Annotated in this window: 12 protein-coding genes and 2 pseudogenes; 7 read left to right on the top strand and 7 right to left on the bottom strand. The window is 71.3% G+C overall.

Annotation, left to right across the window (positions count from 1 at the left end):
* Positions 1-153 precede the first annotated feature (153 nt).
* Positions 154-2,818, top strand: a pseudogene (locus tag OG714_RS10360) (FAD/NAD(P)-binding protein).
* A 127-nt stretch (positions 2,819-2,945) separates the two neighbouring features.
* Here OG714_RS10360 and OG714_RS10355 read toward each other — a convergent pair.
* Positions 2,946-4,340 carry an ATP-binding protein gene (locus OG714_RS10355; protein ID WP_406120036.1) on the bottom strand — a complete coding sequence of 465 codons (1,395 nt, stop codon included), beginning with the start codon at positions 4,338-4,340 and terminating at the stop codon, positions 2,946-2,948.
* Positions 4,341-4,467: 127 nt separating this feature from the next.
* A complete protein-coding gene (locus OG714_RS10350; protein WP_406120035.1) occupies positions 4,468-5,163 on the bottom strand; it encodes a response regulator transcription factor in 696 nt (231 codons plus the stop codon).
* A gap of 257 nt (positions 5,164-5,420) precedes the next feature.
* Between OG714_RS10350 and OG714_RS10345 the strand changes: the two genes are divergently transcribed.
* Both OG714_RS10345 and OG714_RS10340 read left to right on the top strand, forming a co-directional pair.
* Positions 5,421-6,944, top strand: coding sequence for a ferric reductase-like transmembrane domain-containing protein (locus OG714_RS10345; protein WP_406120034.1), 1,524 nt, complete (start codon positions 5,421-5,423; stop codon positions 6,942-6,944).
* Positions 6,945-6,974: 30 nt separating this feature from the next.
* Entirely contained in the window at positions 6,975-7,196 is a 222-nt protein-coding gene (locus OG714_RS10340) for a hypothetical protein (protein ID WP_406120033.1), read from the top strand.
* Between the two features lie 73 nt (positions 7,197-7,269).
* On the opposite strand, the gene OG714_RS10335 is transcribed toward OG714_RS10340, so the two are convergent.
* Both OG714_RS10335 and OG714_RS10330 read right to left on the bottom strand, forming a co-directional pair.
* The gene (locus OG714_RS10335) at positions 7,270-8,169 is read right to left on the bottom strand and encodes an IclR family transcriptional regulator (RefSeq protein WP_406120032.1); all 900 of its coding nucleotides are present in this window, start codon (positions 8,167-8,169) and stop codon (positions 7,270-7,272) included.
* Between the two features lie 41 nt (positions 8,170-8,210).
* On the bottom strand, positions 8,211-8,636 hold the full coding sequence (locus OG714_RS10330; protein ID WP_406120031.1) for a MarR family winged helix-turn-helix transcriptional regulator: 426 nt from the start codon (positions 8,634-8,636) through the stop codon (positions 8,211-8,213).
* 295 nt (positions 8,637-8,931) lie between these two features.
* Between OG714_RS10330 and OG714_RS10325 the strand changes: the two genes are divergently transcribed.
* The 4 genes and pseudogenes from OG714_RS10325 (at position 8,932) to OG714_RS10310 (ending at position 12,946) form a co-directional block, all read left to right on the top strand.
* On the top strand, positions 8,932-9,849 hold the full coding sequence (locus tag OG714_RS10325) for an SDR family NAD(P)-dependent oxidoreductase (protein ID WP_406120030.1): 918 nt from the start codon (positions 8,932-8,934) through the stop codon (positions 9,847-9,849).
* 32 nt (positions 9,850-9,881) lie between these two features.
* Positions 9,882-10,751 (top strand): amidohydrolase family protein, encoded by an 870-nt coding sequence (locus OG714_RS10320; protein WP_406131779.1) that lies wholly within the window; start codon positions 9,882-9,884, stop codon positions 10,749-10,751.
* A 283-nt stretch (positions 10,752-11,034) separates the two neighbouring features.
* A pseudogene (locus OG714_RS10315) lies at positions 11,035-12,456 on the top strand (acyl-CoA synthetase); the annotation flags it as partial.
* 34 nt (positions 12,457-12,490) lie between these two features.
* On the top strand, positions 12,491-12,946 hold the full coding sequence (locus tag OG714_RS10310; protein WP_406120029.1) for a MaoC family dehydratase: 456 nt from the start codon (positions 12,491-12,493) through the stop codon (positions 12,944-12,946).
* A gap of 56 nt (positions 12,947-13,002) precedes the next feature.
* Here OG714_RS10310 and OG714_RS10305 read toward each other — a convergent pair whose 3' ends face one another.
* Genes OG714_RS10305 through OG714_RS10295 form a run of 3 tightly spaced genes read right to left on the bottom strand, consistent with a single transcriptional unit; the run spans position 13,003 to position 17,391 of the window.
* Positions 13,003-13,845, bottom strand: coding sequence for a hypothetical protein (locus OG714_RS10305; RefSeq protein WP_406120028.1), 843 nt, complete (start codon positions 13,843-13,845; stop codon positions 13,003-13,005).
* Positions 13,845-15,518, bottom strand: a complete 1,674-nt coding sequence (locus tag OG714_RS10300) for a PHP domain-containing protein (RefSeq protein WP_406120027.1) — start codon at positions 15,516-15,518, stop codon at positions 13,845-13,847. Before OG714_RS10300 ends, OG714_RS10305 begins: the two co-directional genes overlap by 1 nt.
* Before the next feature lie 28 nt (positions 15,519-15,546).
* Entirely contained in the window at positions 15,547-17,391 is a 1,845-nt protein-coding gene (locus tag OG714_RS10295; protein WP_406120026.1) for a LamG-like jellyroll fold domain-containing protein, read from the bottom strand.
* Positions 17,392-17,407 lie beyond the last annotated feature (16 nt).

Genomic DNA, 17,407 nt, shown 5'->3' with positions numbered 1-17,407 from the left:
CAGAGTATGAAGGCGCCGACCGGTGCCCTGAGTATCCGGTGAGATCCCCGTCCCGCCATGGCTTCCCCACCTACCCGGTCGGAATAGTGAGGAAGGACCTGAAGGCGGAGTTCCGTTTCGGTGGCTCCGCGGCAGACCACGCCGGAGGTATTCGTGACCGAAGTCCGCAAGCGGCCCACCGTGGCGATCGTCGGAGCGGGCGCGGCAGGAACCCTGACCGCCGTCCAGCTGTGCGAGACGGCCACCCGCCGCCGGACCCCCCTCGACCTGGTGCTGGTCGACCCGGCCCCGGAAGCCGGCCGCGGCACCGCCTACGCCACCCCCGATCCACGCCACCGGCTCAACGTCCCGGCGGGCGGCATGAGTTGCTACCCCGACGACCCCGGCCACTTCACCCGCTGGCTCTGCCGCCACGGCGAACCCACCGTCAGCGGCACCGACTTCGCCACCCGCTACCGCTACGGCGCCTACCTCGCCGACACCCTCGCCCAGGCCGTCGTCCGCTCCCACGGCACGGTCTCCGTACGACGGCTGCGCACCCGCGCCGAGAGCTGTACCGGCACCCCCGAAGGCCCGGTGGAACTCCACCTCGCCGACGGGGGACTCCTCACCGCCGACAGCGCCGTCCTCGCCACCGGCCCCGCCGCTTCTACGGCCTCTTGGGCCCCGCCCGCCCTGCGCACCTCGCCCCGCTTCGTCAACTCGCCCTGGACACCAGGTGCGTTGGACGCGGTACGCGAGGACACCGCCGACATCCTCCTCGTCGGCACGGGCCTCACCGCCGTGGACCTCGCCCTCACCCTCGACCGGCCCGAACGCACGGTCCACGCCGTCTCCCGCAGCGGACTCCTGCCCCAGCCGCACGCGTTGGGACCGGCCGGCGCCATGGAGGCGCCGAGCTGGCCCCGCGACCTGACACTGAGCGGACTGCGCCGAACCGTCTACCGGCACGTCAGCCGATCCGTCCGCACCCACGGCGACTGGCGCCCCGCCCTCGACAGCCTCCGCCCGCACACCGCGAGACTCTGGCGCAGCCTCACCCCCGAGGAGCGCGGGGAGTTCCTCGCCCACGAGGGCACCCTCTGGAACACCCACCGTCACCGCATGGCCCCCACCACCGCCGAGTCGGTGACCCGGGCCCGCACCGCACGACGCCTCCAGGTCCACGCGGGCACGATCGCCGATGTGGTGGAGTCCGGTGACCAGTTGGCGGTCACGCTCTCCAACGGCCGCACGCTGCGCGTGGGTTGGGTGATCGACTGCACCGGACCCGGCCAACGGCTCGAAGACCCCCTGTGGCGTGGGCTGTTCGAGACCGGAGCGGCCGTGCCCGGACCGCTCGGCATGGGCGTCGCCACCCGCGACGGACACCTCCTCGACGCCCAAGGCCGTTCCGTACGACCGCTGTTCACGCTCGGCGCCCCCCAGACGCGGCGAACTCTGGGAGACCACGGCCATCCCCGAGATCCGCGTCCAGGCCGCCGCCCTGGCCCGGCAGTTGCTGGTGCCACCGGCACGCCGCGCCGCCCGCCGCAGGCCCGTCGACGGACTCGGACTCCCGCTGTCGACCCACGCCGAGGCCGCCACCGCCTACCGCAACGGACTCGACCGGGTCCTCAAGGTGCGCGCCGGAGCCGAGGACGCCTTCGCCCGCGCGGTCGCCCTGGACCCCGGATTCGCCCTGGGACACGCGGCGTTGGCGCTGCTCGGCCACGAGTGCGGAGCCGCCGTCGACGTACCCCGGGCCCTCGCCGACGCCCAGCGCTGCGCACACGAACGCGCCGACGAACGCGAACGCTCCTTCGTCGACGTGATCACGCGCCGCGTCCAATCCGCCGACGGGGACCGCGCGTTGATACGCCACCTCGACACCCACCCCGCCGACGCGCTCGCCCTCGCCGCCGCCGTCCCCACCATTGCCTTCTCCGGCGTCACCGACCTGGACGACGACTACGCGCTGCGGCTGGTCGAGCGCACGTCCCCCGCCTACGACGGGCACTGGTTCCACACCTCGCTGCTCGCGTTCCTGCGCCAGGAGCAGGGCCGGCTGCACGAGGCGGGTGAACTCGCCCACCGAGCCCTGGGAGTCGAGCCCGCATCCGGTCACGCCGTGCACGCGCTGGCCCACGTCCACTACGAGTCCGGCGCCCACGAGGCGGGCCGGGACTGGCTGGACGGCTGGGTGTCCGGGCAGGGCCGGGGTGCCGTCCACCGGGCCCACTTCTCCTGGCACATCGCCCTGCACGAACTCGCGTTGGACGACCCCGCCGCCGTACGCAGGCGCTGGTTCGCGCAGTTGGCGCCGGGGCGGGTGACCGGGGTACGCGCGCTCGTCGACTCGGGGTCGCTGCTGTGGCGGGCCCGGCTCAGCGGCAACTGGCAGGGGGAGCTGCCGACTTCGGACGTCCTGGACTCCGTGGCCTGCGAGGTGCTGGAGCGGCCCGCGACCGCCTTCACCGCCCTGCACGCGGCGGTCGCCCTCACCGCCGCCGGAGACCTCCCCGCGCTGCGCCGACTGCGCGACCACGCGGCGGGCGCCGACCCGGTGCAGCGCGAGGTCATCACCCCGCTCTGCGAGGCCCTCGCCGCCCTCGTCGAACACCGCTTCCACGAAGCCGCCCACGGCCTCGACGCGTTGCTGCCGGTCCTGCGCAAAGTGGGCGGCAGCGCGGCCCAACGCGAGGTCGTGGAGGAGACGTTGCTGTACGCGCTGGTGTCGGCGGGGCGGTGCGACGCGGCACGACGGCTGCTGGACGCGCGGCTGGACCGGAAGGCTGCGCCTCGGGATCGGCGGATGCTGGCGGGGTTGCCCGGGTGAGACGGGCGGGAGCGGGCGGCGGCGGGGGAGGGGCGGGCGTCGGCGCTGGATGCGCGTCCCGGTCGTAGGCCTGCGTCTCGGTCGTGGGCCCGCGTCCGGATCCGATGGCGTGGTCGTTCGGGTGTGGTCAGTCCGGTGTGGTCCGCTCGTGGGGCTCGTCATCGGGGGCCGCGGGGAGGCTGAGGGTGGCCTCCAGACCTCCGGTGGGGGTGGCGTCGAGGTGGAGTGTGCCGTGGTGGAGGTGGGCCTGCTGGTCGACGAGGGCGAGGCCGAGGCCGGAGCCGGGGGAGCGGGTGCGGGTGCCGCGGGTGAACCGGGCCTTCATGGCCTGCCGTTGGGCGGCGGGGATGCCGGGGCCGTCGTCGCCGACGGTGATCCGGACGGTGCCCGCGTCCTCGCCGAGCCGGACGTCCACCGTGCCGTCGGGGCGGCCGTGGAGGGCCGCGTTGTCGAGGAGGTTGTCGACGGCCAGGCGTAGGCCGACGGGCCAACCGTCCACGGTCGCGGGGGAGTTGGCCGTCAGCTGATAGGTGGTCGCGGGATGGCGGTGTGCCGCGTGGGCGACGGCCTCGTCGAGGATTTCGCTCAGGACGACGGGGGTGCGTTCGGGCAGGGCGTGGGCGTCGCCGCGGGCCAGGGTCTGAAGTCCCGTGAGGAGCGCGGTGATACGGCGGTGTTCCGCGCCCATCGCCTCCAGGGCGCGGGCCCGTTGGGGTGCGGGGAGGCCGGGGTTGCGCTGGAGGGTCTCCAGGGTGACCCCGATGCTGGTGAGCGGGGTGCGGAGTTCGTGGCCCGCGTCGGCGGTGAAACGGCGGGTGGAGTCCATGCTGACGCGCAACTGGTCCAGCATGCTGTTCAGGGCGTGGGAGAGGTCCGCGACCTCCTGCGGGCGTGTGACGGCGGGGAGTTGGGGCCCGGCCGTGTCCGCGCTGATCGCGAGGGCGCCGGTCCGCAGGCGTTCGAGCGGCTGGAGGATGATCCGGGTGAGCAGCCAGACGCCGCCGGCCGTGGCGAGGGCGGCGAGGAGTGTGACGGCGGCGACGATCACGGTGTTGTCCGCCAGCCGCCGTTCGATGGGGTCGATGTCCTGGAGGACTTCGAGGCGCTCGCCGGTGGTGCTCAGGGACCGGGTGAGCGAACGCCAGGTCTGCCCGTCGCTGTCGATGGTGCGATACCCGTCGCGGGTGGGCACTGGGAGCGGCGCGGCCGGCGTCTCACCGTGCTGCGCGATCACCTTCCCGCCGGAGACCAGCCGAACCAGACTCTGACTGCCGGCGAGCAGGCCGCCGTAGTCGTCGCTGTCCTCCCCGTCATCGCTCGGATGCTCGCCCTGGTCGCGCAGTTTGTCGGCGTCCTGGTCCCCCTTCTCGACACGCGCGGCGAGTTGCCGGTCGACGTCGGTACGGTCGCGATGGTCGATCCGTGCAACGATGACCAGCCCGGCGAGCCCGACCACGACGGTCACCAGCAGCACGACAGCGGCGGTGATCCGGGAACGCAGGCTACGCGGGAGCCAGGTCATGGGGTGGTCCGTAGGCCGACGGCGGGTGTGATGTGCGGCAGCCGCCATGTCGGGGGCGTGCACGCAGGACTGACTGTGGCCCTGGCCCTGGCCCTGGCCCTGGAGCGCAGGCCGCGCCGCAGCCCCCTCACGGGCCCGTGCGCAGGACGAAGCCGATTCCGCGGACGGTGCGGAGTACCCGGGGGCCGCCGTCGGCCTCGAGTTTCTTGCGGAGGTAGCCGATGAAGACGTCCACCACGTTGGTGTCCACGTCCCAGGTGTAGCCCCAGACCTGCTCCAACAGCTGGGCCCGGGACAGGACTTGTCCGGGTCGGTGGGCGAGGGCGAGCAGCAGGTCGAACTCCCGCGTGGTCAGCCGTAGTTCGCGTCCGGCCCGGGAGGCCACGCGGCGCGCGGGCTCGATCGCGACGTCGCCGACGACCAGGGACCGCTCGGTCGTCGACTCGTGCAGGCGCACCATCGCGTGCAGCCGCGCGGACAACTCCCCGATGGAGAACGGTTTTACGACGTAGTCGTCCGCGCCCGCCGCGAGCCCCGCGACCCGGTCGTCGACCTCGTCGCGGGCGGAGAGCATGCACACCGGGAGCGTCCGGCCCTGGGCGCGCAGCTCGCGGACGACCTCGACCCCCGACAGGCCCGGCATCGTCACGTCCAGGACGATCACCGACGGCGGCCGGCCGGCGACCCCGTCGAGTGCCGTCTCGCCGTCCTCGGCCAGCCGTACCGTGAAGCCCTCGAGACCGAGCCCCAGGTCCAGGGCCGCGCGCACGCCGGGGTCGTCGTCGACCACCAGCACCTCCGGCTTCCGGCCCACCGCCGCCATGCAGCACCTCGACTTCCTCACCGGCACCCGCGCAGCGGGCACCGTCGCCTGCCCCCAGGATCGGCGGCGAACAACAAGGAAGTCTAAGAACCACGCGGGCCACTCCTCCCTCTGATCCGGTATCGGCACAGGTCAACGGCGCGCCCGGCCCTCCCGGCCGCCAGGCTTCTTAGAGCGGCCACAAAGAGCGTCGCAAGGGTGAGGACACGCCCTGCCCACGGGGCGCCCCCGGACCTCGCGACGAAGGAAGCCCGCCGATGACCCTGTCCACCGAGCTGCCCCGCGGGCAACGCACCCCACCCGCCCCGCCCCACAGGCGGCGATTCACCCTCGCCGACCCGCTGGGCGCGCTGGCGATCCTGTCCGTGGTCGCGGTCGTGGCCCTGTGGGTCATGAACCAGGGCGGTCCACTCGGCCTGACCGCCGCCGACCGCGCGACGGGCTCCCTCGGCCTGCTCGCCGGACTGCTGGCCTCCGACCTGATGATCCTCCAGGTCGTCCTCCTCGCCCGGATCCCCTGGGTGGAACGTTCCTGGGGCCACGACCTGCTCACCCGCCGCCACCGCCTGATCGGCTTCGCCTCGTTCTGGCTGATGACGGCCCACGTCGCCCTGTTCGCCGTGGAACGGTCCACCCGCGAACCCACGGCCATACCGGACGCACTCCTGCGCCTGTTCGTCACCGACTCATGGATGCTGTTCGCCACCGTGGGGACCCTGCTGCTGATCATGGTCGTGGTCACCTCGGTCCGCGCGGCCCGCCGCCGGCTCCGCTACGAGTCCTGGCACCTGCTGCACCTCTACTCCTACGCCGGCATCGCGGCCACCTTCCCGCACACCTTCACCGACGGCGCCGACTTCCACGAGACATGGACCCGCGTCTACTGGTGGTGCCTGTACGGCTTCGCGTTCGCCGTCACCCTCCTCTACCGGGTCGCCCTGCCCGCCTGGCGCTCCCTGTACCACCGCCTGCGGGTCGAGTCCGTGGTCACGGAGGCGCCCGGCACGGTGTCGATCACGATCAAGGGCCATCGCCTGGACCGGATGCGGACGGCCTCCGGCCAGTTCTTCGTCTGGCGCTTCCTCGACGGCCCCGGCTGGTCCCGCGGCAACCCGTACACCCTCTCCGCCGCCCCCACCCCGGACCTGCTGCGCATCACCATCAAGTCCGCCGGAGACGGCAGCGACCGCGCCGCCCGCCTCACCCCCGGCACCCGCGCCCTGATCGAGGGCCCCTACGGCACCCTCACCGCCCGCCGCCGCACCCGACCCGGCATGCTCCTCATGGCCGCCGGAATCGGCATCACCCCCATGCGCGCCCTGCTCGAAGACGCCCCCTACGCCCCCGGCGAGGCCACCCTCATCTATCGCTACGGCGAGGACGAGCACGCCGTGCTCGCCGACGAACTCCGCGACATCGCCACCCACCGGGGCGTCGAGCTGATCCTCCTCCCCGGCCCGCGCCGCGCCGACACGTCGTGGCAGGCGGCGGGTTCCGCCCACCGTGACGGCACGTCTCGGCAAGCCACCGCTCTCGTGGACCGCTCCAACACCGCCTCGCAGGCCGCAGGCCCGGCCCACCTCGCCGACACGTCCGGGCAGGCCACCGGCCCCGCGCACCTCGACGACGACGTCCAGGTCCTCAAGAAGCTCGTCCCCGACATCGCCCACCGGGACATCTACGTCTGCGGCCCGCCCACCTGGATCACCGCCGTCCGCAAGGCCGCACGCGGCGCCGGCGCGCACCGCGACAGCGTCCACACCGAAGAGTTCGCCTGGTAACAGCGCCCCACCCCGTCAACAGGAGCACACATGCGACGCATCACCCTCTGGTTCACGGCCACCCTCTCCGTGGCCGTCCTCCTCTTCGCCTTCCAGCTCAACGCCTCCGGCGCGACCGGCAAGTCCGGAGACGGCGGCGACCACATGCCGCCCCCCTCCACATCAACCTCCACGTCCACCGCCTCGGCCAAACCCGGGGACGACACCGCCGGCTACGGCGACCACGTCGGAAAGCCCGGCGAGAACAAGTAGTTGGGTCACCGGCTCGCCAACTCTTACTCAGGGGAGGTCTGTTCACGCACGCCGAAGCGGTGGTGCGTCCCCGTCACGCCTCCGGCCGCCACCCCAACGCCCGCGATATCCCGCGCGCGGCGAGCCGCACCGCCGGGATCAACGCCGGTACCTGCGCGTCTACTTGAGGCACGACCACCGACACCGCGGCGACCACCGCACCGCCCGGCCCGCGCACCGGGGCCGCCACCGACAGCGCGTCGTCCGTGACCTGACGGGTACTCACTGCGACGCCGGTGCGCCGGACTTCGGCCAGTACCCGGCGCAGTCGTAGCGGATCGGTGATCGTGTACGGCGTGAAGGACGCCAACGGGCCCGCGCAGTAGGCCTCTTGGAAGTCCGGGTCGCCGTGGGCCAGCAGGGTGAGGCCCACGCCCGTGGCGTGGAGGGGCCAGCGGGCGCCCACCCGGATGTGCACGCCGACCGCCGAACGGCCCGAGATCCACTCGGTGTAGACGACCTCCGCGCCGTCCCGCACCGCCAACTGCACGTTCTCGTGCGTCGATTCGTACAGGTCCTCCAGGTAGGGCAGGGCGAGTTGGCGCAGGGCGAGGCCGCGCGGCGCGAGTGCCGCGATCTCCCACAGCCGTAGGCCCACGTGGTAGGCGCCCGACGGGTCCCGCTCCAGCGCGCCCCACTCGGTGAGGGCGCCCGCGAGGCGGTGGGCGGTGGTCAGAGTGAGGCCGGCGCGGCGGCTGATGTCGGACAGGGACAGGGCCGTGTGCGCGTGGTCGAAGGCGGCGAGCACGGCGAGCAGCCGGTCGGGCGCGGACCGGGTGGCGGGCGCCGTCGACCGGGGGATCCTCGACGACCGCGTGACGGGCGCGGGCTCGGTGGTCGTCGCCGACCGTGCGGTGGGCGCGGGCCCGGTGGTCGTCGCCGAGGGCGTGGCCGTCGTGGAACCGGTGCTCGTCGCGGACCGGGTGGTCGTCATGGCCGGGCCTCCGTCCGGTGTCAGGTCTAGTCCGTCCTCTGTCAGGTCAGTCCGTCCTCGGCGACCCGTTGCAGCAGCGTGTGCAGGGTCTCCCGCTCGGTCGCGTCGAGCGGGTCCAGCAGTTCGTTCGTGACGCGCAGGCCCGCCTCGTCCGTGTCGCGCAGGAAGCCGCGGCCGTCCTGTGTCAGGACCACGATGCGGCTGCGCCGGTCGTCGGGGGAAGGGCGGCGCTCGGCGAACCCCAACTTCTCCAGGTCGTCGACCAGGCCGACGATCGCGCTCGGGTCGTAGCCGAGCCGCGTGCTCAGTTCGCGCTGGAGGGCGCCCTCGGACGTGGCCAGGAAGCGGAGCAGCGCGTAGTGGCGCAGGCGCAGGCCCGACTCCTGGAGGAACGTGTTGAAGAGCTGGCCGGAACGCAGGCCCAGCCGGTACATGAGATAGCCCGTGTCCGCGTGCAGCCCGCGCATCCACGGCTCGTGCGCGTCGATCGGGGGGTTCGCGGCGTGCGGCTGGCGGGCGATGGCTGGCTCCCTGGGTCGAGGCCCCGGGCGGGGCGTGCGGTGGTTCGGGGCCAGTGTGACGCACATGGTCCATCGGCAACAACTATTGACGTCAACAATTATTGCTCTTAGCTTCGATCTCGAAGCCGCACCGGTGCCGTTCGCAGTCTTCGCAGTCTTCGCAGTCCTCGGGACTTCGCGGACTTCGGGGTCACGGTCCCGGTGTGTCGTACCGCAGCCTCGTCTTGTGAAGGGACCGCTCGTGCCCAGCATCGATCTGACCGGCAAGGTCGCCGTCGTCACCGGCAGCGGCCGGGGCCTCGGCCTCGCCTACGCGCACGCCCTGGCCGCTCACGGCGCGTCCGTGGTCGTCAACGACATCGACGAGGCGGTGGCCGAGCAGGCCGTGAAGTCGATCACCGAGGCGGGCGGCACCGCCGTCGCCGAGGTGGTCCCGGTCGGTACGACCGAGGCCGCCGAACGGCTGGTGAACCGTGCCGTCGAGGAGTTCGGACGGCTCGACATCCTGGTCACCAACGCGGGCATCCTGCGCGACAAGGTGCTGTGGAAGATGACCGACGAGGACTTCGACGCGGTGATCACCACCCACCTCAAGGGCACCTTCACCTGTGCCCGCGCCGCCGCCGTACGGATGCGCGAGCAGGGCGAGGGCGGCAGCCTGATCCTGGTCGGCTCGCCGGCCGGCCAGCGCGGCAACTTCGGCCAGACCAACTACTCGGCCGCCAAGGCCGGCATCGCCGCCTTCGCTCGCACCTGGTCGATGGAACTGGGCCGCGCGGGCATCACCGTCAACGCGATCGTGCCGGTCGCCGCGACCGCGATGACCGAGACGATCCCCGCGTTCGCCCCGTACATCGAGGCCATGAAGAACGGCGATCCGCTGCCCGACTTCCTCCGCAAGGGCGAGGGCTTCGGCACCCCCGAGGACTGCGCCGCCCTCGTCCCCTACCTCGCCTCCGAGGCCGCGCGCGGCATCACCGGCCAGGCCATCGGCATCGGCGGCGACAAGGTGGCACTCTGGTCCCACCCGCAGGAGATCAGCGCGGCCTACGCCGACGGCGGCTGGACCCCTGACACCCTGGCCGACGCCTTCCCCACCTCGGTCGGCGCCGAACTCCAGTCGGTCGGCATCCCCGCACCGAAGCTGCCGGAGGCGTGATGGCACCCCCCACGAACGTCGGCGAACACGTCATGGACCTCGGTGAACTCGTCGCGATCGACGTCCACACCCACGCGGAGGTGTCCTCCAAGGGCCACTCCTCCCTGGACGACGACCTGCACGACGCCTCCTCCGCCTACTTCAAGGTCGAGGGCAAGCGGAAGCCGACCCTGGAGGAGACCGCCGCGTACTACCGCGAGCGGAAGATGGCCGCCGTGATCTTCACGGTCGACGCCGAGTCCGCGACGGGCACCGAGCCCGTCCCGAACGAGGAGGTCGCCGAGGCCGCCGCCGCCAACGCCGACGTGCTCATCCCCTTCGCGTCCATCGACCCGTTCCGGGGCCGCGCGGGCGTGAAGCAGGCACGACGGCTGGTCGAGGAGTACGGGGTGAAGGGCTTCAAGTTCCACCCCAACATCCAGGGCTTCTTCCCCAACGACCGGTCCGTCGCCTACGACCTCTACGAGGTCATCGAGGAGACGGGCACCATCGCCCTCTTCCACACCGGCCAGACGGGCATCGGCGCGGGCGTGCCGGGGGGAGGGGGGATCCGCCTGAAGTACTCCAACCCCCTGCACGTGGACGACGTGGCGGCCGACTTCCCGCACCTCAAGATCATCCTGGCGCATCCGTCCTTCCCCTGGCAGGACGAGGCCCTCGCCGTCGCCACGCACAAGCCGGGCGTGCACATCGACCTGTCCGGGTGGTCGCCGAAGTACTTCCCGCCGCAACTGGTGCAGTACGCCAACACCCTGCTGAAGGACAAGGTCCTCTTCGGCTCCGACTACCCCGTCCTCACCCCGGACCGCTGGCTCGCCGACTTCGAGAAGCTGCCGATCAAGGACGAGGTCAAGCCGAAGATCCTCAAAGAGAACGCCGCCCGCCTGCTCGGCCTGACGTAAAGGACGCCGGATGCGCAACGAGGGACTGGGGTCGTGGCCCGCACGCCGGGCCCGCAAGACCCCGCACCGCACGGCTTTGGTCTACGGCGGACTGTCTACGGTCGGCAGCGGATCGTCGACGGGGCACGGTATTCCGCCTACGGTCGGCAACGGATCGTCGGCGGGCGCCGGTAGTCCGTCGACAGTCGGCGACGGACCATCACCGGGCCGGGGTGGATCGTCGACGGTCGACGGTGGACGGTCGGCAGACCACAGTGGTCCGCCGACGCACCGCAACGGTTCGTCGATGGACTACGGCACATTGCATACACGAACCACCCGCCTCGCCCACGCCCTGCGCGCCCGAGGCATCCGCCGCGGCGATCGCATCGCCTACCTCGGCCCCAACCACCCCTCCTACCTGGAGACCCTGTTCGCGGCCGGCATCCTCGGCGCGGTCTTCGTCCCCCTCAACACCCGCCTCGCCGGCCCCGAGATCGCCCACCAACTCACCGACTCCGGCGCCAAGATCCTCGTCTACGGCCCGACGCACGCCGGTCTCGTCGCCGGACTCCCGGGCAGCACCGACGTACGTACGTACCTCGAAGTCGGCCCCGAATACGAGGAGTTGCTCGACGCGGCCGCCGAGGAGCCGATCGACGAGCCCGTCACGGCCGACGACACCTGCATCATCATGTACACCTCGGGCACGACCGGCCGCCCCAAGGGCGCCATGCTCACCCACGGCAACCTGGCCTGGAACGCGATCAACGTCCTCGTCGACACCGACCTGATCGCCGACGAACGCGCCCTGGTCTCCGCCCCGTTGTTCCACACGGCCGGCCTCAACATGCTCACCCTGCCGGTCCTGCTCAAGGGCGGCACCTGTGTCCTGGTCGAGGCCTTCGACCCGGCGGCCACCTTCGACCTGATCGAACAGCACCGGATCACCTTCATGTTCGGGGTGCCGACGATGTTCGACCAACTGGCCCGGCACCCGCGCTGGGCCGACGCCGACCTCTCCTCACTGCGCATCCTCACCTGCGGCGGCTCCCCGGTCCCCTCCCCGCTCATCGCCGCGTACCAGGAGCGCGGGCTGACCTTCCTCCAGGGCTACGGCATGACGGAGGCCGCGCCCGGAACCCTGTTCCTGGACGCCGAACACGCGGTCAGCAAAGCGGGTTCGGCGGGTGTGCCGCACTTCTTCAGCGACGTACGGGTCGTACGGCCCGACCTCACCGCCGCCGACGTCGGCGAGACCGGCGAGGTCGTGGTCCGCGGGCCCCATGTCATGCCCGGCTATTGGGGGTTGCCCGAGGAGACGGCCGCGGTCTTCGCCGACGGCTGGTTCCGCAGCGGGGACGCGGCACGGACCGACGAGGACGGGTACGTGTACATCGTCGACCGTATGAAGGACATGATCATCTCCGGCGGAGAGAACATCTATCCCGCCGAGATCGAGGACCTGCTGCTCGCCCACCCCGACATCGTCGAGTGCGCGGTCATCGGGGTCGCGGACGACAAGTGGGGCGAGGTGCCGCGCGCGGTCGTCGTGCCGCGCGAGGGCGCCACGCCGGATCCCGACGAGGTGCTCGCGTCACTGGCCGGTCGGCTCGCCAAGTACAAGATCCCCAAGTCGATGGTGGTCGCGGACGAACTACCGCGCACCGCCTCCGGAAAGCTCCTCAAGTCCCGGGTGCGCAAGCGCTTCGGCACCAACTCTTAGGTTTCGGCACCAACTTTTAAGTAGGGAAAGCGATATGGGCATCACCGTCAACGGCCTCGACGAACTCAAGAAGCTCGCGGGCAGCGACCTCGGTACCAGTGAGTGGATCGAGATCACCCAGGAACGCGTCAACACCTTCGCCGACGCGACCGGCGACCACCAGTGGATCCACGTCGACCCGGAGAAGGCGGCGGCAGGCCCCTTCGGCGCACCCATCGCGCACGGCTATCTGACCCTCTCCCTCTTCATCCCGCTCTTCACCGAACTGCTGGACGTCGAGGGCGTGTCGACGAAGGTCAACTACGGCCTGAACAAGGTGCGTTTCCCCGCGCCGGTGAAGGTCGGCTCGCGCATCCGGCTGGTCGCGAAGCTCGCCTCGGTCGAGGACGTGCCGGGCGGGGTGCAGATCGCCGTCGACGGGACGATAGAGATCGACGGCTGGCCGAAGCCCGCCGCCGTCCTTCAGAGTCTCTCGCGGTTCTACGCCTGACCGGCGGGTACTGCTGCCTGTCAGCTGCCGACCGTCGTCCGCCGCCCGTCGTTCGTCTACTGCTGTTTGTACGAGTAGACGCTGGTCGACACCACGCACACGCCCGGCTGGACGACCTCGGCGCGCAACGTGCCGCTGTTCACGTCGTAGTCGATGCCCTCGGCCTCGAACGTGCCCGTGCAGATGCTGCGTTGGGGCAGTGCGAACAGGCTGGTGACCGTGCCGGTGATCGGCTGGCCGTCCAGCTTGTGCGGCAGGTCGACCTGGAGGAGCGGGCGGATCTCGGGGAACTTGGTCCCCGACGCGTCGTCCGAGACGCACACCAGGCGGGTGTCCGTCACGAAGTCGCAGCCCTGGATGTCGTTCACCGTCCTGTCCAGGGTGATCTGCCCGGCCTGTGGCAGCGCCCCGCCCGTCGCCGGAGTCGACGGGTTGAGCAGGGGAGTGGGGAAGACCTGGAGTCTGGACTGGTCGCCCCACTCGCCCGACACCATCCACTGCGTGTCGGGCGAGATCGCGTCGAACGAGTTGTTGATCTTCTCGCCCGGGTCGAGCGTGTGGACGTACGAGTAGCGCGTCCCGGACGGCGTGGTGACCGCGAACATCTTGGACGTGCCCGTGTCGGCGCCCTGGTAGGCGTCGAAGACGTAGCCGTTGGCGATGTCCGGGTCGCCGATGTGGTTCCAGCCCTGGATGCGCAGATCCAGCGGGATGGAGGCCAGTCCGCGGTACAGCAGTGAGCCGTCCGCCCGACTGGCGACGCCCTCACCGCCGCCGAGACTGTCGGTGTAGGCCGTACCGGTCTCTGTCCAGGTGGTGGAGGCGGCGGCCGAGGAGGTGCTCACGCCGAGCGTGAGAGCGCCCAATAAGCCAGCGAGGACAGCGAGTTGACGCTTCATCAGATACCTGCCAGATCGACGAAGATGGGGTTGGAATAGAACCATGTGTCGGCCCACGGGTCACCGTTTCCGGGCTCGTGGGGGATCGGTCCGTGCGGGTCGACGGACGCACCGAGGTAGCCCGCACCGTGTCGCTTGCCGTCGCTGCCGCGCAGCCGCAGGTAGAAGGACTCGTCCCCGGCGGTCACCGGGACGCGCAGGGTGTACGTCCCCTTGCGGCCGCTCACGTCGGCCGTACGGACGACCTTCGTGTCCGGGGCTCGCCACGCGTCCCGGTCGGACACCGCACCGCGCACCGCACCCCGGATCACGTCGACGTGCGCCAACTCGGGCAGGATTCCCTGGGCGTTGGGCCGCGAGGCGGTCGTCACGGTGATGTTCAGCGTGAGCCGGTCGCCCTTGCGGACCCGCAGCCGGCCGCCCAGCGTGACGCCCTGGCCGTGGTCGCAGTCACGCTTGAGGCGTACGTCGAGCCCGTCCAGCAGATGCCCGTGGTCGACCCAGACCCGGCCCGCGCGCATCCCCGCCATCACCTCGCGGTAGCCGTAGCGGGTCACGCCCACGTGGGTGCGGCTGAACTCGCCGGGCCAGAAGTCGCTGCCGGGCTGCGGGGTGCCGGTGTCGACCGGGTCGGGCAGCTTGCCGGTGTTGTCGAAGTTCTGCCCGTCGGGCCAGGCGCCGTTGGCCCAAGTGTCGTAGACCGTACGGTGGTTGTCGGAGTTCGTGGTGATCGAGAACAGCCGGCCCTCGGCCAGCATCGAGTCCCACAGCCCGCCGACGGTCGCCGTCGCCCAGTCGAAACCGCCGTACGTCACATACGCGTCCGTCGGATAGCCCGACCAGGACTGGGCCGACGGCTTGTTCTCGTACTCGCCCCGGATCGACGTGGCGCCGCGCCAGCCGGGGAGGGCCGCGCCCTGGGCGCCGGGTGCGCCCTCCATGCCGATCATGATCTCGGGGGCCGCGTCCCGCCAACCCCGCATCTCGTGCGGGGAGTCGATGCCGAGACGCAGTGGGTGGTTGGCGAGGACGAGGACGTCGTCGACGTAGCCCGAACGGCGTTGCTCGGCCAGCCACTTGACGGCCTTCACGGCGTGGGCCTCGTTGCGGGCGGTGTCCGCGTCGGCGGCGCCGCCCTTGTCGTAGCCCAACAGCTTGCCGTCGTAGGCGAGTTCGAACCGGGTGAGCAGATCGACCTCGTGGCGGCCGGGCGCGGCGAACACCGTGCAGTGCTCGGCGGCCGGGATGTACCACTCCAGGCCCTGGAAGATCAGCTGGCGGGGGTTCTCGGCGCGCGCCTTGAGGATCTCGGCGTGCTCCAACTTCGCGCCGTAGGAGGCGTGTCCGAAGTTGGAGTGCTCGTTGAACACCATCCAGTCGAGGCCGTACTTCGCGGCGGCCTGCGCCTGCTGGGAGAACGTGTACTTCGCGTCGTGGCTGTACACGGAGTGCACGTGGTGGTCGCCGACGAGGTAGGCGAGGCGCGGGTCGTTGCCGCCGTAGCCCCGGCCCGCCGCCGACGCGGAGGTGGCGAGCGGTCCCGCGCCGAGGGTGAAGGCGGCGCCGAACAGGCCTGCGCGGCGCAGGAGTTGGCGTCGGGAGACACCCTGTGCGTCGAGGGTGGTGGGGGAGACGGACGGATCGGCCCAGGTGGGCAGCTGCTGCTCGGTCATGAGGATTCGGGAGTCCTTTTCAGGGCTGTCAGTGGTTCATGAACGACGTGACGGGCAGCGCCCGTTCGACGATCCGGACGTCGCCGAGCCGGCCGTGCAGGATCTGGTCGATCTTCCCGGCGTACTCGTAACCGCCGAGCAGCCAGGGCAGACCGACCGAGGTGAGGCCGACGGCGGTCGCCGTCGGATTGCGCACGACCGGGCAGCCCTCGACGTAGAGCGTGGTGTGCTTGCCGTCGTTGACGACGGCGAGGTGCCACCAGGTCTCCAGCGGGGTCTCCTGACCCCAGTTGCTGGCGATGCCCTCCTGGTTCGACGGGCGTACCGCCCACTGCGGTTCACGGTCGTTGGAGAGCGAGAGGGTGGCGAGGGGCTCGTCCGGGTCGTCCGCGGTCTTGCCCGCGGCGCCGCCTGTGCCGGTCCGACTGACCAGTCCCGACCAGGCGTTGTGGTCGGGGTCCCAGTCGGCGGGCAGCCGGTAGAACGCCTCGACGGTGTAACCCCGCTTGAATGTGGCCGAGTTGAGCGGAGCGTCGTCGACCGTGCGCAGATACGCGCCCTTGAGCGGTGACTTGTAGCCCGTGAACTCCAGGCTGCCGTGGCCGGGTTGGTCGGGGTGGTGGTCCGAGGACCAGTTCAGGGTGCCTCCGCCGACCGTGACGAGGGTGAGGTCGTTGCCGCGCCCGGACTGGTCGCGGACCGTGCCGCTCACGGCCGTGGCGTCGGAGTGTCCGTCGAAGCGCCAGTAGGCCACCGTGCCGGGGACGAGGAGCTTCGAGGCGGGACGCGCCGGGCGGGCGGGGACCGGGGCGAAGCCGGAGAAGCGGTCCGCGAAGTCGATGCCGACGGAGAACCGGTCGGCGTCGCCGCTGAGTTCGATCTCCTGCCGCTCCAGCTCGTTGAGGCCCTTCGCGGCCCGCCCCAGGATCCACGGGGAGACCGTCTCGACGTCGATGACCCCGCGGTCCAGGTCGAAGCGGTAGAGGCGGATCATCGCCGCACCGCCGAAGTAACGGTTCTGATAGTTCGTCAGGTGCAGGTGGACGTCGTTGCCCGCCGCGTTCTTGCGCGTCGCCCGGCCGGCGGGCCAGTAGTGCCCGTTGAGCGTGAGGAAGACCTGGTCGTGGTCCTCGATCAGCTGGTCCCACAACTGCTGTCCGTAGGCCGACAGTTGGTCGTCCTCGACGACCAGCTCGTGCGTCGTCAGGATCACCGGCGTGTGCGGATGCCGGGCCAGCACGCTCTTGGCCCACGCGTAACCCTGCGTCGACAGCCGCCAGTCCAGCGCCAGCACCATCCACTCGCGGCCCGCGGCCTCGAAGAGGTGGTACGTGTTGTAGCCGTCGGCGGAGGCACCGCCGAAGGTGCGTGCACCCTTGAAGCGCCGCGGCCCGAACGTGTCCAGGTATGGCGACGAGCCGCGCTGGTCGTCGGTCGAGGAGTTCACGTCGTGGTTGCCGGCCAGCACGCTGTAGCCGACGCCCCGCCGGTCCAGCAGCCTGAACGCCTCCCCGATCGCGGCGAATTCGGGCTTCGCGCCGTTCTGCGTCAGGTCGCCCAGGTGGGACAGGAAGACGATGTTCTCGTCCTTGCCGTGCTCCAGGAGATAGCGCAGCGAGGCCTCGATCGGCGCCTTGTCGATGCTCGGCCCGTCGAAGAGGTACTGGGTGTCCGGCATCACCGCGAGAGTGAAGCGCCGGCTGTCGGTGTCGGGCCGCCAACTGGCCGTCGTCGGGGCCGCCTCGGCGGAGGTCGGCAGCGCGACGCCGGCCGTGGCGGCGGCACCGAGCAGCGCCGTCGCCCGGAGGAAACTGCGCCGTCCGGCGCCGGCCTGGGCCGTCTCGCACTGATCGTGCTCATGCGAAGTACACACGTGTGCTCCGTACAGG

The sequence above is a fragment of the Streptomyces sp. NBC_00989 genome, from assembly GCF_045162655.1.
Taxonomy (GTDB): domain Bacteria; phylum Actinomycetota; class Actinomycetes; order Streptomycetales; family Streptomycetaceae; genus Streptomyces.
This window is presented reverse-complemented; position numbering and strand designations above follow the sequence as displayed.

Bases quoted from the DNA above. Each gene is read 5' to 3' on its own strand.
- OG714_RS10355 (WP_406120036.1), bottom strand. From the start codon at position 4,340: ATGACCTGGCTCCCGCGTAGCCTGCGTTCCCGGATCACCGCCGCTGTC.
- OG714_RS10350 (WP_406120035.1), bottom strand. From the start codon at position 5,163: ATGGCGGCGGTGGGCCGGAAGCCGGAGGTGCTGGTGGTCGACGACGAC.
- OG714_RS10345 (WP_406120034.1), top strand. From the start codon at position 5,421: ATGACCCTGTCCACCGAGCTGCCCCGCGGGCAACGCACCCCACCCGCC.
- OG714_RS10340 (WP_406120033.1), top strand. From the start codon at position 6,975: ATGCGACGCATCACCCTCTGGTTCACGGCCACCCTCTCCGTGGCCGTC.
- OG714_RS10335 (WP_406120032.1), bottom strand. From the start codon at position 8,169: ATGACGACCACCCGGTCCGCGACGAGCACCGGTTCCACGACGGCCACG.
- OG714_RS10330 (WP_406120031.1), bottom strand. From the start codon at position 8,636: ATGCGCGGGCTGCACGCGGACACGGGCTATCTCATGTACCGGCTGGGC.
- OG714_RS10320 (WP_406131779.1), top strand. From the start codon at position 9,882: ATGGACCTCGGTGAACTCGTCGCGATCGACGTCCACACCCACGCGGAG.
- OG714_RS10310 (WP_406120029.1), top strand. From the start codon at position 12,491: ATGGGCATCACCGTCAACGGCCTCGACGAACTCAAGAAGCTCGCGGGC.
- OG714_RS10305 (WP_406120028.1), bottom strand. From the start codon at position 13,845: ATGAAGCGTCAACTCGCTGTCCTCGCTGGCTTATTGGGCGCTCTCACG.
- OG714_RS10300 (WP_406120027.1), bottom strand. From the start codon at position 15,518: ATGACCGAGCAGCAGCTGCCCACCTGGGCCGATCCGTCCGTCTCCCCC.